This window comes from Natrialba sp. SSL1 (genome assembly GCF_001861355.1).
Classification (GTDB): domain Archaea; phylum Halobacteriota; class Halobacteria; order Halobacteriales; family Natrialbaceae; genus Natrialba.
Window position 1 is genome coordinate 103065 of the sequence record NZ_MASN01000004.1, and the last position, 12292, is coordinate 115356.

11 protein-coding genes are annotated in these 12292 nt (G+C 62.0%); 6 read left to right on the top strand and 5 right to left on the bottom strand.

Going from position 1 to position 12292, the window contains the following annotated elements; translation table 11 throughout:
- Positions 1–51: 51 nt before the first annotated feature.
- Positions 52–870: an IclR family transcriptional regulator gene (locus BBD46_RS01960; protein WP_071400084.1), complete on the top strand. Its 819-nt coding sequence runs from the start codon at positions 52–54 to the stop codon at positions 868–870.
- Between the two features lie 992 nt (positions 871–1862).
- Here BBD46_RS01960 and BBD46_RS01965 read toward each other — a convergent pair.
- The 4 genes from BBD46_RS01965 to BBD46_RS01975 form a co-directional block, all read right to left on the bottom strand.
- Positions 1863–3008 (bottom strand): NAD(P)/FAD-dependent oxidoreductase, encoded by a 1146-nt coding sequence (locus BBD46_RS01965; protein ID WP_071400085.1) that lies wholly within the window; start codon positions 3006–3008, stop codon positions 1863–1865.
- Positions 3005–3145 carry a hypothetical protein gene (locus tag BBD46_RS23030; protein ID WP_253184468.1) on the bottom strand — a complete coding sequence of 47 codons (141 nt, stop codon included), beginning with the start codon at positions 3143–3145 and terminating at the stop codon, positions 3005–3007. The genes BBD46_RS01965 and BBD46_RS23030 overlap by 4 nt, the downstream gene beginning before the upstream one ends.
- 89 nt (positions 3146–3234) lie before the next feature.
- A complete protein-coding gene (locus BBD46_RS01970; RefSeq protein WP_071400086.1) occupies positions 3235–4620 on the bottom strand; it encodes an aspartate aminotransferase family protein in 1386 nt (461 codons plus the stop codon).
- A 145-nt stretch (positions 4621–4765) separates the two neighbouring features.
- The gene (locus BBD46_RS01975; RefSeq protein WP_071400087.1) at positions 4766–5407 is read right to left on the bottom strand and encodes a type 1 glutamine amidotransferase; all 642 of its coding nucleotides are present in this window, start codon (positions 5405–5407) and stop codon (positions 4766–4768) included.
- A 213-nt stretch (positions 5408–5620) separates the two neighbouring features.
- Between BBD46_RS01975 and BBD46_RS01980 the strand changes: the two genes are divergently transcribed.
- Positions 5621–6778, top strand: a complete 1158-nt coding sequence (locus BBD46_RS01980) for an NAD(P)/FAD-dependent oxidoreductase (RefSeq protein ID WP_071400088.1) — start codon at positions 5621–5623, stop codon at positions 6776–6778.
- Positions 6779–6802: 24 nt separating this feature from the next.
- On the opposite strand, the gene BBD46_RS01985 is transcribed toward BBD46_RS01980, so the two are convergent.
- Entirely contained in the window at positions 6803–8164 is a 1362-nt protein-coding gene (locus BBD46_RS01985) for a glutamine synthetase family protein (RefSeq protein WP_071400089.1), read from the bottom strand.
- 175 nt (positions 8165–8339) lie between these two features.
- On the opposite strand from BBD46_RS01985, the gene BBD46_RS01990 reads away from it, so the two are divergent.
- Genes BBD46_RS01990 through BBD46_RS02005 form a run of 4 tightly spaced genes read left to right on the top strand, consistent with a single transcriptional unit; the run spans position 8340 to position 12282 of the window.
- Positions 8340–9401: an extracellular solute-binding protein gene (locus tag BBD46_RS01990; protein WP_071400090.1), complete on the top strand. Its 1062-nt coding sequence runs from the start codon at positions 8340–8342 to the stop codon at positions 9399–9401.
- Between the two features lie 22 nt (positions 9402–9423).
- Positions 9424–10500: an ABC transporter ATP-binding protein gene (locus BBD46_RS01995; protein ID WP_071400091.1), complete on the top strand. Its 1077-nt coding sequence runs from the start codon at positions 9424–9426 to the stop codon at positions 10498–10500.
- Positions 10484–11464: an ABC transporter permease gene (locus BBD46_RS02000; RefSeq protein ID WP_071400092.1), complete on the top strand. Its 981-nt coding sequence runs from the start codon at positions 10484–10486 to the stop codon at positions 11462–11464. Before BBD46_RS01995 ends, BBD46_RS02000 begins: the two co-directional genes overlap by 17 nt.
- Positions 11461–12282 carry an ABC transporter permease gene (locus tag BBD46_RS02005; protein ID WP_071400093.1) on the top strand — a complete coding sequence of 274 codons (822 nt, stop codon included), beginning with the start codon at positions 11461–11463 and terminating at the stop codon, positions 12280–12282. The genes BBD46_RS02000 and BBD46_RS02005 overlap by 4 nt, the downstream gene beginning before the upstream one ends.
- Positions 12283–12292 lie beyond the last annotated feature (10 nt).

Consider the following 12292-nt stretch of genomic DNA (forward strand, 5'->3'; position numbering starts at 1 on the left):
GCGGTTTCACCTATGGTGAAACGTTTTATACCTGTACCGTAATCACATACCATGGGTGAGACAACCACGCCACGTCCGGTCCGAACGACCAAAACATCGTTCCGGATCATCGAGTTCGTGCAGGCTCGTGAGCGGGCGACGTTATCGGAGGTTGCAGATGGTGTCGGGATTGCCTGTAGCACGGCGCACAATCATCTCGCAACCCTCTGTGATGAGGGGTGGCTCGTCGAACACGACGGTACGTACGAAATTGGGCTCAAATTCCTGCACTTCGGACGCTCTGCGTACTACCGAACGCCGCTTTTCAACACGGCCAGACAACACGTCAACGACCTCGCCGAACGGACGAATCTGGAAGTCGAGTTCCTCGTCGAGGAGTACGGCCGGATCATCTCCATCGCCGACGTTATTCACGAGCCTCGCGGATACGGAGACCCCGACAAGAGCACCTGGAGCGGCGTCGGCCAGTACTACCACATGCACAACACCGCCTCGGGAAAGGTGCTCCTGGCCGAATTCTCGGACGAGCGCGTCGACGAAATCCTCGACCAGTGGGGGATGCCCGCACAGACGCCCTACTCGGTCACCAACCGGGAGACGCTCGAGGCGCAACTGGAAACGATCCGCGAACAGGGGTACGCCGAAATCCACCAGGAGGTGCTCGAGGGCTTTTCGAACATTAGCGCCGCCGTTATGCTCCCCGACGGGACCCCCTTCGGTGCACTCAGTATCGGCTGGCCGACCTACTTCTACGAAAACGGCGTCGAAGCCGACATGGTCGACAACCTGCTCGAAACCGTCGACGTCATCGAGGCCGATCTGGCGACCCAACTCGAGTCGGTCGACTATCGAGCGACCCCGCAACCGTAGAGCGGGTTCGAGAGTTTCGCTCCCTGAGGGGCCACCACGCTTCCCATTGCTGGTGCCGGTTTTCTATGTGCCGCTGCCTGCCCCCTCTAGTAACAACTGCAACTAGTTACACACTGATCGCACAGCCCACTCACGGGTCACGCTGTGCCCCGTTCGCTGTGTCGCGGTTCTCACTCACTTCGTTCGCTCACGGGTCACGTTGCTCCCCGTTCGCTGTGTCGCGGTTCTCACTCACTTCGTTCGCTCCGAACCGCGCTCGCTCCGAACCGCGCTCGCTCCAAACCGCGCGCTCGTCGTGCGATCAGGTGTGCAGTGACTTGCAGTGGCTACGATATTTGCAGCGTCCCAGTCCAGTTGCTCGGTTACTGCAGCCGTTTCACGATATGTGAAACAATCGTATCGACGAACGAAGAGATAGTGATAGAGGGATACAGCGCTTCTAACTGAGTATCCTGGGCATCTTTGGTACATCTACACAACTGACGCTTGCTATCCGACATAATTTTGCCGCGAGAGAGTTCACCGCTCAATCGAGGTTTACTGAATGATTACAGAAGTACCTCTGTAAATCCCCATCGGTGCGGTACCGATTACCATTCTGGTGCGCCCCCATTTCACATTGTGTGAAACAAAGCCATACCAGTGTTAAACACGATCCGACAGTGACCGCACGGAATGAGGCTGTAGCTAGCTCTCGCACAACCACGCATGGTTTTCCTACACAGCTTCGCCGACGTCACGTCATCATGCTGTATTTACCATGTGTGAAATTGTCTCCCAGAAGAGATCGGCGTACAACACAAACCGAACGACAGAGGGACGCCGGCCGGTCGGCCGATTTGATTCCGACTGGTACTCGAGTTCCGTGACGGTCGCTTCACCGGGAAGTCGACAGTCAGCAGCCGAACGGAACGAACACATTCGCAATCTGGCCGAGATTACATTGGCCGAGAGTGGGTGGTAGGCGGGAGGGAGCGGATACGATCGCTGGGTCAGTCGCCTGCGCTGATGCTGATGAACTCGAAGTCGTCGCTTCGGGTATCGAATCGGTCGATCGCGAAGGTGTCGAGCGAGAACGGTGTATCCTCGCCGGTGAGCAAGGAGCGAACGGCGGTCGCGGCGACCGGTGCGGTCATCACGCCGCGGCCGTTGAACCCTGTGGCGACGACGAGGCCATCAGGCGCGTCCGCCGGTGCGTCGAGAATCGGTCGCGTGTCGGGCGTTGCACCGTCGACACCCGCCCAACCGTCGACGTAGCCCGCCTCCTCGAATCCCTCGAGGAAGGTCGGGACGAGTTCGGCGACGTGATTTCGGAACTCTGCGTCTGCCTGTCCGCTCGCACTCTCCGGATTCTCCTCGGCGAACGACCAGCCGCCGATGAGGAAGTCGCCGTTGTGCTCCGGCCGGAAGTAGACGTGCTCGCCGGGGTACCAGCCCATCGGGAAGCCGTCTGGAAGCGGTGTTTCTGGCTCAAGAACGATACACTGTGTGCGGTAGGGACGAACCGGAATCGGGGTGTACTCGAGAAGGAACTCGCGCGTGCGCCAGCCGGCGGCACACACGACGTGGTCTGCCTCCACGCGGCCGTCTTCGGTTTCGAGACCGACGACCTCGTTATCCTCGACGAGGAGGTCGTGAACGGCGGTGTCGGTGTGGAAGGTCGCGCCGTCGTCGCGCGCGTCGTGGTGCAACGTAATCGCGAACGTGTAGGGGTCGACAAAGCCCGAGACCCCGTGTTCGATGACGCCCGCATGATCCGAGAAATCGAACGTAGGGTACTGTTCGCTCGCCTCCTCACGATCGAGATAACGCACGGGGAGGTCATCAGCTGCGACTCGCGAGGCGTATCGGCGCTTTTCGTCCTCGCGGTCCGGCGTGACGAGCCCGATGCTCGGCAGTTCCGTATAGGAGAACTCGCCGGTGCCGTCGTACTCCCGGAAGAAGTCGACGGCGTGCCAGCCAACCGCTGGCTCGTCCTCGTAACTCGAGAGCATTGTGATCTCGCCGGCCGCGAGTGCAGAGGCTTCGCTCGCGAGTCGTCCCTTCTCGAAGACCTCGACGTCGTAGTCGGGGGCGAGTTCGCGTGCGACGGCACAGCCGATGACGCCGCCGCCGACGATGGCGACGCGCTCAGTCATCGTGGGACCTCCGAACTGTAGTGGTTCGATTCGGCGTTCGGTTCGGCTGCAGGACGGTCAGAATCGTCGCTCTCGGTTCTCGTGCGATCGGCTCTGATCGGTTCGGTCGTCGTGGTCGTGATCATGCTCGTTCCCATCGTTGCTGCCACGGTCACTATCGGTGTCGGTCTCGGTCTCGTGTTCGATGCCGGTCTCCGTTTCGAGGGTCGCGTTCGATTCGATTCCGTCATTCGTACTCGTGATTTACCGCGTCGAACGCGTCTTCGGCGATCGAAAGCGCGCGGTCGATTTGTTCTTCGGTGTGCGTGTAGGTCGTAAAGAAGCGCTCGCTCTGCATCGGGTTGCCAAACAGTGCGCCGCCGGCCGCGGCCTCGCGCCACCAGTCGGCGTACTGCTCGCTGTTCGCGTGCCAGGTGTCCCGGTAGTGGCGAATCTCGTGGTCGGTCATGTATACCTGCCCCATCGAGCCGACGTACTGGACGTTGACCGGGAGTCCGACGTCGTCGGCGACCTCCTGTAGCCCCTCGAACAGGCGTTCACCCATCCGGTCGATGTGCTCGTAGACATCCTCGTTCTGCAGCACGTCGAGCGTCGCGAGTCCGGCCGCACACGAGACGGGGTGGCCGTTGTACGTCCCGCCGTGGAACGCCGAACTGTGCCACGATTCGGCGTCCTCGTCTTTCGGCGGTTCGATTTCAGCCATGATCTCGCGTTTGCCGCCGAAACCGCCGACCTGGTAGCCGCCGCCGGCCGCCTTCGCGAACGTCGTCATATCCGGCGTTACGCCGAACCGGCCCTGCGCGCTGGCCGGGCCGAGACGGAAGCCGGTCATCACTTCGTCCCAGATGAGGACGATGTCCAGTTCTTCCGTGAGTTCGCGGAGGAACTCGTGGTAGCCGTCCTGGGGTTTCAGACAACCCGCAGAGAACATCACCGGTTCGATGATGACCGCCGCGAGGTCGTTTGCATGCTCGCGCAACACTGCCTCGGTGTTCTCCTTGTCGTTGAACGGAATCGCGACGACGGTGTCCTCGACAACGTCAGGAATCCCAGTCCCATAGGAAACGGTGTTCGGGCGCTCCTTCGGTCCGAGCGCGTCCTCGTCCGCGTAGACGCTCATCAGCGCGTAGTCGTGTGCCCCGGCGTAACCGCCCTCCGGCTTCGCGATGAGGTCGTTGCCCGTGTACGACCGCGCGGTTCGGATCGCGTGCATCGTCGCTTCGGTCCCGCTGTTTGCGAGTCGAACCTGTTCGATACTCGGCGTCATCTCGACGATTCGTTCCATGAACTCGATCGCGACCCGCTGGGGCGTGGCCGTCAGATCGGCTCGCTCGGCCTGGGCCTTCACCGCCGCAGTGACGTCCGGGTGGTTGTGTCCGAGGATAATCGGGCCGAGTGCCAGCAGGAAATCGAGGTACTCGTTGTCGTCGATGTCCGTCACCGTCGAGCCCGATGTCTCCTCGACGTAGAAGGGATACGGGTCGAACGATCTGACGTTCGATTCGACGCCGAGCGGCGTTACTTCGGCCGCTCGCTCGTGTAACTGCTCGCTCCGTGGCGTCTGCTCACGAAGTCGTCGACTGTGGTCATGCCTGTTGTCACCAGGGCTCATTGTAGAGAGGAGGGGTAGTATTTTATTAATACTTTTGGGGAAATGAGCGGAGATGATTCGGTGTATTCAGCACAGTTCTGACACCGTCCGAGAAAAACGCTCGTTTCAATGACGAGCCGATGACGAACTGCGCGCTCCGATCGCCCTACTCGTCGCCGCGACAGTACCGCCCGAAGTTCTCGAGTACCCGCGTCGCGTTCGAGTCCTCGAACGAGTGGTCGCCGTCGGCCCAATCGCTTGGCTCGTCGCGGACGCGCTCGGTGAACTCGGGGTGGAACTGGACCGTCCAGATTGGTGCCTCGGTATGCCGACTACAGAAGTGTGCGTTGTACTCCGTCTGTGCGGTGGACTCGAGTACATCGGCCGGATCGACGACGAGGTCGGCGTGCAGAACGGGGACGACGGGGTCGAGGTCGGCGAGTGCCTGGTCGTCGCCAGCGGTGGACTCGAGTTGGACGAACGTCGCGCGGCGTTCGTCCTGTTTGACGACGCCGCCGAGCGCCTGGTGGATGAGTTGGTGGCCGAAGCAGACGCCGAGCAATGGGACGTTCTCGTCGCGACAGCGCCGGATGAGGGTTTCGGCTGGTTCGATCCAGTCGGCGTGCTCGTCGTCGTAGACGCTCGCGGTACTGCCGGACAGGATGACGCCGTCGTACGGCTCCAGATCTGGCTGAACGGGCTCGTCGACGAAGACGCGGTACTCCGTCTCACCCGGTGTGAGGCGGGCGATTTCGGGAGCGAGGTAGCGGTAGTCGGGCTGCACTTCCAGATCGAGGACGAGTATCATTGGTCCACACATAGTGGGGGTCCGTAATGACTCTGACGGGGAGCGGTGTCGTGAGCATGGTGAACTGCGTATGCTGTGAGCATGGTGAACTGGGTAGTAAACTGCGTGAGCGTGACGGACGCGCGAAGCGAACTCACCGAAATGAGAGGAGCGCTTATGTAGGTCCATGACACACAATCGCACGAGCCGGCTGCACCGGTCGGCACCGAATCAATGACAGGAGATATTCTCATCGTCGGCGGCGGTATCGCTGGACTCGGCGCAGCCCGTGAACTGGCACCGGATCACGACGTGACGGTACTCGAGCGCGACGGCATCGCGAGCGGCGCAACCGGTCACGCATCGGGGCTGGTCAGCGTGGTAGCCGACTACGCGGAGCGGCGGGAGGCAGCCCGGTACTCGATCGAGTTCTTCCGAGAGTTCGACGGCACCGGTCAGTTCTCGTTTCACGAGCGACCGTTCGTCCAGCTTCGGACGACACCGGAACTCCCGGGATTGCGTGAGGAGGCCGCAGACTTTCGAGACGACGGCTTTGCAGTGACGGCACACGACGGCACGTCGCTCGCGGACCGATACCCGGAGATGTTCGATATGTCAGTGCACACTGGTGCGGTCGTCTTCGAGGACGCCGGCTGGGTCGACCCCTATACGTACGCGGCCACGGTGGCAGACGAGGCGGTGAGCGAGGGGGCGGAGATCCGGACGAACACCGAGGTGACCGAACTCGTCGTCGACGGCGGAGCTGTTCACGGGGTTCGCACCGACGACGGCGAGATTCGTGCCGACCAGGTCGTCGTCGCCGCGGGCTGGCGCACGCCGGACCTCGCCGGTGTGGACCTCCCGGTTCGTCCGTTCCGCTACCAGACGGCCAACCTCGAGACGACTGCCGAGATCGAGGACTATCCGATCGCCTGGGACCAGGAGTCACGACTCTACTGGCGACCCGAACACAACGGGGACCTCCACGTCGGCGGGGGAGCGTACTACGTTTCCGAGCCGGGCTCGATCCGGTCGTCGACGGTCGAGGGGTTCAAACGACTCGTCGCTGGGACGATTCCGGACCGGGTCCCGGCGCTAACCGACGCGCGACTCGCGACCGACGATACCTGCCCCTCGGGGGATGCCGCAACGCCGGACCACCTCCCGATTATCGACTCCCCGACGAACGGGCCGGTAGGACTCGTCGTCGCGACCGGACTCCACGGGTTCGGTATCATGGCAGGGCCGGCTGTCGGCCGCGCGATTCGTGCACACGTCGCCGAGGAAGACGCACCGTTCCCGCTTGAACCGTACCGCGCCGATCGATTCGACCCAAATCCGTCGTGGGAGTTTCCCTATATTGCGCCGACGGCGGCCGAAACCGGTCCCTAGAACGTATCGACGAGTATCGGCCGATTACAGTACCTCGATGTACTCGTCTCGCTCCCACGCCGTCGTCTGGCTGTAGAACCGCTCGATCTCGTGGCGCTTTTGTGCGGCGTACTCGGAAACGATGTCTTCGCCCAGGGACGCCGTGAGCACCTCGTCGGCTTCTAACCTGGCAATTGCTTCGCGCGGCGACTGAGGCAGCGTCGGTCGCGACCCGGACGGATCTCCCTCCGACGGTTCGGGCGGCTCGAGTTCGGCCTCCAGCCCGTGCAGTCCCGCGGCTAGCGTCGCGGCGACGACCAGGTAGGGGTTCGCGTCGGCACTCGAGATGCGATTCTCGACGCGGGTCGTTCCGTGGCCGGGGACGCGGATCGCTGTCATCCGGTTTCCATAGCCCCAGGAGGCCGAGTAGGGTGCGAACGTTCCCGGCTGGTAGCGCTTGAAGCCGTTGAGATTCGGCGTGCCGAGCGCGGCGAGCGCATCGGCGTGTTCGAGGAGCCCGCCGACGAAATGCCTGCCTTGCTCCGAGAGGTCGCCGCCGACACCGTCGAGAACGTTCTCGCCGTCGTCGAAGAGACTCACGTGGAGATGGTAGCCGCTGCCGGCCCGGTCGGTAAACGGCTTCGCCATAAACGTCGCGTGCTGGTCGCAGGCCGTCGCCGCGTGTTTGACGAGTTCCTTGAACCGAAAGGTTCGATCGGCCTGGCCGAGCGGGTCGCCGTGCTTGAAGAGAATCTCGATCTGTCCGGCACCGAACTCGTGATGCACGGTCGTGAGATCCAGTCCGAGCGCCGAGGCCCAGTCGTAGACGCGGTCGTAGAACGGAGACACCTCCTCCGTCGCCCGCGTGAGATTCTCGTGCTTGTCGCTCGTTGCTGGAACGTACTGCGTCCCGGTTCGGGTTCCTGACCGGCCCTCTGTGCCGCTGTTGCTGTTCCCCTCGTTGCCACCCGATTCGAGAAGGAAGCACTCGAGTTCGCTGCCGACGGCCGCCTCGAGTCCGGCCGCGGAAACCTGTTCGATGACGGATTTGAGAACGGTTCGCGGCGCGCCGGGGACAGGTTGGTCCTGAAACTCGAAGTCACAGATGACGCGGACTGCGTCGTCGCGCCAGGGAACGCGCCGGCAGGTTCGCGGGTCCGGATGGACGAGCGCGTCCGCGTAGTCGATCTCGTCGCCGTACTTCGATCCCTCTACAACGTCGCTGCGTGGCGTCTGTGTGAGGAGGGCGAGATTCATCGTAAATCCGTCCTCCCAGGAGTCGAGGAAGTAGTCGGCATCGAGTTGCTTCGACCGGGACAGGCCGTTCAGATCGGGGAACTCGACGAATACGTGGTTGATATCGTCATCCTGCACCATCGACTCGAGCCGCGCTTCCGTGGTAGCCATTGTCAATACTGAAACGGGGTAGATACCTTAAGCGTATGGGTGCGTCCGGGGAACGACGGCTCCGCTGTCGTTCTCTTTGCCTGAATTATATCCAATAGCTATCCAAAACACCCAATTCAAATTCAGTCCTGCCCATAGTTATTAATACTCCTGTTTCATACCACCATGTGTTGACATGCCAATTGGTAAGCAATCACGCAGACGGTTCATTACCGCAACAGGTGGTGCTGCGGCACTGGGAACAGTTGCTGGGTGTCTCGGCGGCGGCGACGACGACGTCGTGAACTACTTCAGCTGGGGGGCGTACATCGACGACAGCTGGATTCAGCCGTTCGAGGAGGATACGGGAATTACGGTCAACACCGAGACCTACGAGTCGAACGCCGACGCGATCAACCAGATCGAAACCGCCCCGGAGGGAACGTACGACGTCTGGACGCCGTCCGCGCCAGGTGCGGACTTCGAGCGAGCATATCAGAACGACCTACTCGATCCGATCAACCTGGACAACGTCCCCGCCTGGGACGAGCACATCTTCGAGGAGATGAAGCTCGACGACTTCTGGTTCGACGACGAACTGTACGCCGTCCCGATGACGTTCGGGTTCGACGGTGCAGTGTACAACCACGAAGAAGTCGGCGACCTCGGCGACGAGATCAGCTACGACGTGCTCTGGGATGACGAGTACGCCGGTGAGATCACGAGCCGCGACGACGCGGCAACGCAGATCTGGACCGCAGCGAAGTACCTCGGGCAAGATCCGGACGAGCCCGAGGATCTGGACGCGATCGAGGACGCGCTGAACGAACACGTTGACCTCGTGAACACCTACTGGACGTCCTCTGCGGAATCGATCCAGATCTTCCAGCAGGGAGAAGCTTCGATCGGAACGTCGTGGGACGGTGCCTACCACCGCCTCGCGGCGGAGGACGAACCGGTCTCGCTGGCCTTCTGGGAGGAGGGCACTATCGGCTGGATCGACTCGTTCTGTATCGCTCGCGGCTCGGAGAACAAAGAAGAGGCCGAGCAGTTCATCGACTACATGGTCTCCGAAGTCCCCCGGGCGTGGTTCGAGGGGCCGGAGTACATCGTCGTCTCTGACGCGGTCGACTACACCGACGAGGAACTCGACGAGTACAACCTCGAGATGGCACTCGAGAACACCGAGTTCCCGGCGTACAACGACGACGACCAGATCCAGACGTACGACGAGATTTGGACGGACGTCACCGTCTAATCGCTGAGAGGGTATTCTACGTATGACTTCAACACTACACGTCGATTCCGTGACGAAGGATTTCGGCAGCGTTCGCGCAGTCGAGGATGTCAGCTTCACCGTCGATGAGGGGAAGTTTGTGACCTTGCTCGGCCCCTCTGGGTGCGGCAAGACGACGACGCTGCGGATGATCGCCGGCTTCGAGACGCCGACGGAGGGGCGCGTGCGTCTCGGCGATCACGACATCACCACGGAAGAGCCGTATCTGCGGCCGACGAGCATGGTCTTTCAGAACTACGCGCTGTTCCCCCACAAGACGGTCGGCGAGAACGTCGGCTTCGGGCTGAAGATGCGCGACGTTCCTGCCGACGAGCGCTCCGACCGGGTCGCGAAGATGCTCGAGTTGATCGAGTTGCCGGGGATCGAAGACCGCGGCATCGACGAACTCTCTGGCGGGCAACAACAGCGCGTCGCGCTGGCGCGAGCACTGATCACCGAACCCGAGGTGCTGTTGCTCGACGAACCACTCGGTGCGCTCGACCTGAAACTGCGAAAGAACATGCAAGTCGAACTGAAGAATCTGCAGGAGGAACTCGGTATCACGTTCGTCTACGTCACCCACGATCAGGAAGAAGCGCTGACGATGAGCGACGAGATCATCATCCTCAACGAGGGCGAAATCGAACAACGCGGCACGCCGACGGAAATCTACGAGAGCCCACGGACCAGGTTCGTCGCCGACTTCATCGGCGACACGAACTTGCTCGACGGCACCTACGTCGAGAACGGGAACAGTGCCGCCGTCGAATGCGGCAGCGTCGACGTCCCGATCGACTCGCTTTCGGCTGCTGCAGACGGCCAGTCGCTCTCCGTCTCGATCCGTCCGGAGAAGATTGCGCTTGGTGATGGGGCGGGGAACGGAACCGAAACCGCCGTCACACTCCGCGGTGAAGTCGAGGACGTCATCTACCAGGGGAACGTCGCGAAGGTACACGTCACCATCGACGGCACCGAACTCGTCCTCGAACAGCAGGTGATCGACACGGTCAACCTCCCGACGCCAGGCAGCGAGTGTACGATCAGTTGGGACCAGGAGAACACCAATGTCCTCACAGGATGACGTCGCCGCGGACGCAGTCCGCCCACAACCGACGCCCGAAACCGGTACGCTTCGCGAGCGGGTACTCGAGTGGGCAGACAGCGAGGTGTTCAAGGGCGCGATCAGCCTCGGCCCGGTTTTGCTCCTGCTGACCGTCTTCTACGCGGTCCCGGTCGCGTTGCTGTTGATCTACAGCATCTTCGTGGAGGATCCGTTCGCGTCGGGGCTGACGTTCGAGCACTTCGGTCGGTTCATCGACGTCTCGGCGATTACGTCGCTGCAGTTCAGTGAGCTGTCCTACGTGCGGCTGTTGGGCCGGTCGATCGGGATCGCCGTCATCGTGACGGTGTTGTCGCTCGTGATCTCGTACCCGATCACCTACTACCTGGGACAGCACGCGCCCGAGCGCTGGAAGATCGCGCTCGTGATGCTCGTGATCATCCCGTTCTGGACATCCTACCTGATCCGGACGTACGCGTGGATCCCGATCCTCTCGAATAACGGGTTCATCAACAGTGCGCTCACGACGGTAGGCTTACCGTCGTTACCGCTGTTGAACAACTACATTGGGAGTATCATCGGGCTCGTCTACGTCTTCGTCCCGTTCACGATCCTGCCGCTGTACGCGAGCATGGAGGGGCTCGACTCGTCGCTGATCGAAGCAGCACGCGACCTCGGTGCTTCGCGCTGGGAAGCGTTCCGGGAAGTCGTCTTCCCGCTGACGCTCCCCGGTGCGCTCGCCGGTGGCGTCTTCGTCTTCATCAAGACTGCCGCAGCGTACGTGACGCCGTCGCTGCTCGGCGGCACCAGCGGTCGAATGTACGCCCAGGTGATCGAAACACAGTTCGGCACCGCGTTTAACTGGAACTTCGGTGCTGCACTGGCGGTCATTCTGGTCGTCGTCGTCCTCGGAACCATCTGGATCGCTGCACGATGGGGGATCGACGTGAAAGGCTCTCGCGGCCTCGGCGGAGGTGGCCTATGAGCGTCGCCGACTCCATCCGCGATCGGGTCGGCTCTGACTCCGACCCCAACGACGGGGCCGGGAGCGGGTTGAAACTCGCGACGCTGCTCACCTACCTGTTCCTCTACGGCCCGATTCTCGTCGTCGTCCTCATGTCGTTCGACGCCGGCCGATACGGGCTGCGCTGGGACTTCACGACCGAGTGGTACGCGAGCCTCGCAACCCGAAGCGACCTGATCGGGTCGCTGTGGCTGAGCATCCAGATCGGTATCGTCGTGATGATCATCTCGACGGTGTTAGCAGTCGTCGCAGCGTTCGGCCTCTCACGGTTCGACTGGCCGAAGCGAAAGGGACCGATCGCGACCTACCTCATCTTCGTCCCGCTTACGCTGCCGATCATCATCTACGGGATCGGGCTGTTCGTCTTCTTCACGCAGCTCGGCATCGGCCGTGGCTTCTTCCCGATCGTCGTCGGCCACGTGCTCTACACGTTGCCGTTCGCGACGCTCGTGGTCGGCGCGGGCGTCATCGATCTCGACCGGTCACTCGAGGAGGCCGCGATGGACCTCGGCGCGGATCCGCTGACGACGTTCCGAGAGGTGACGCTGCCGGCACTGATGCCGAACATCGTGGCGGCGGCGCTGTTTTCCTTTACGCTCTCGTTCGACGAGTTCCTCATCTCGTTCTTCGTCAGCGGGGGCGGTGCGGTGCCGCTGCCGGTCCGTATCTGGGGTATGGTTCGAGCGGACATCGAGCCAGAAGTGTACGCGATCAGCGTGGTCGTGTTGCTCATCAGCATCGTCATCGCGGCGATGGCGACGCGGCTGCGGCGGTTCTAGCGAAAACGGG

Coding starts and splice junctions, on each gene's coding strand:
- BBD46_RS02000 (WP_071400092.1), top strand. CDS start 10,484: ATGTCCTCACAGGATGACGTCGCCGCGGACGCAGTCCGCCCACAACCG.
- BBD46_RS01990 (WP_071400090.1), top strand. CDS start 8,340: ATGCCAATTGGTAAGCAATCACGCAGACGGTTCATTACCGCAACAGGT.
- BBD46_RS01980 (WP_071400088.1), top strand. CDS start 5,621: ATGACAGGAGATATTCTCATCGTCGGCGGCGGTATCGCTGGACTCGGC.
- BBD46_RS23030 (WP_253184468.1), bottom strand. CDS start 3,145: ATGGGAACGAGCATGATCACGACCACGACGACCGAACCGATCAGAGCC.
- BBD46_RS01970 (WP_071400086.1), bottom strand. CDS start 4,620: ATGAGCCCTGGTGACAACAGGCATGACCACAGTCGACGACTTCGTGAG.
- BBD46_RS01965 (WP_071400085.1), bottom strand. CDS start 3,008: ATGACTGAGCGCGTCGCCATCGTCGGCGGCGGCGTCATCGGCTGTGCC.
- BBD46_RS01995 (WP_071400091.1), top strand. CDS start 9,424: ATGACTTCAACACTACACGTCGATTCCGTGACGAAGGATTTCGGCAGC.
- BBD46_RS01975 (WP_071400087.1), bottom strand. CDS start 5,407: ATGATACTCGTCCTCGATCTGGAAGTGCAGCCCGACTACCGCTACCTC.
- BBD46_RS01985 (WP_071400089.1), bottom strand. CDS start 8,164: ATGGCTACCACGGAAGCGCGGCTCGAGTCGATGGTGCAGGATGACGAT.
- BBD46_RS02005 (WP_071400093.1), top strand. CDS start 11,461: ATGAGCGTCGCCGACTCCATCCGCGATCGGGTCGGCTCTGACTCCGAC.
- BBD46_RS01960 (WP_071400084.1), top strand. CDS start 52: ATGGGTGAGACAACCACGCCACGTCCGGTCCGAACGACCAAAACATCG.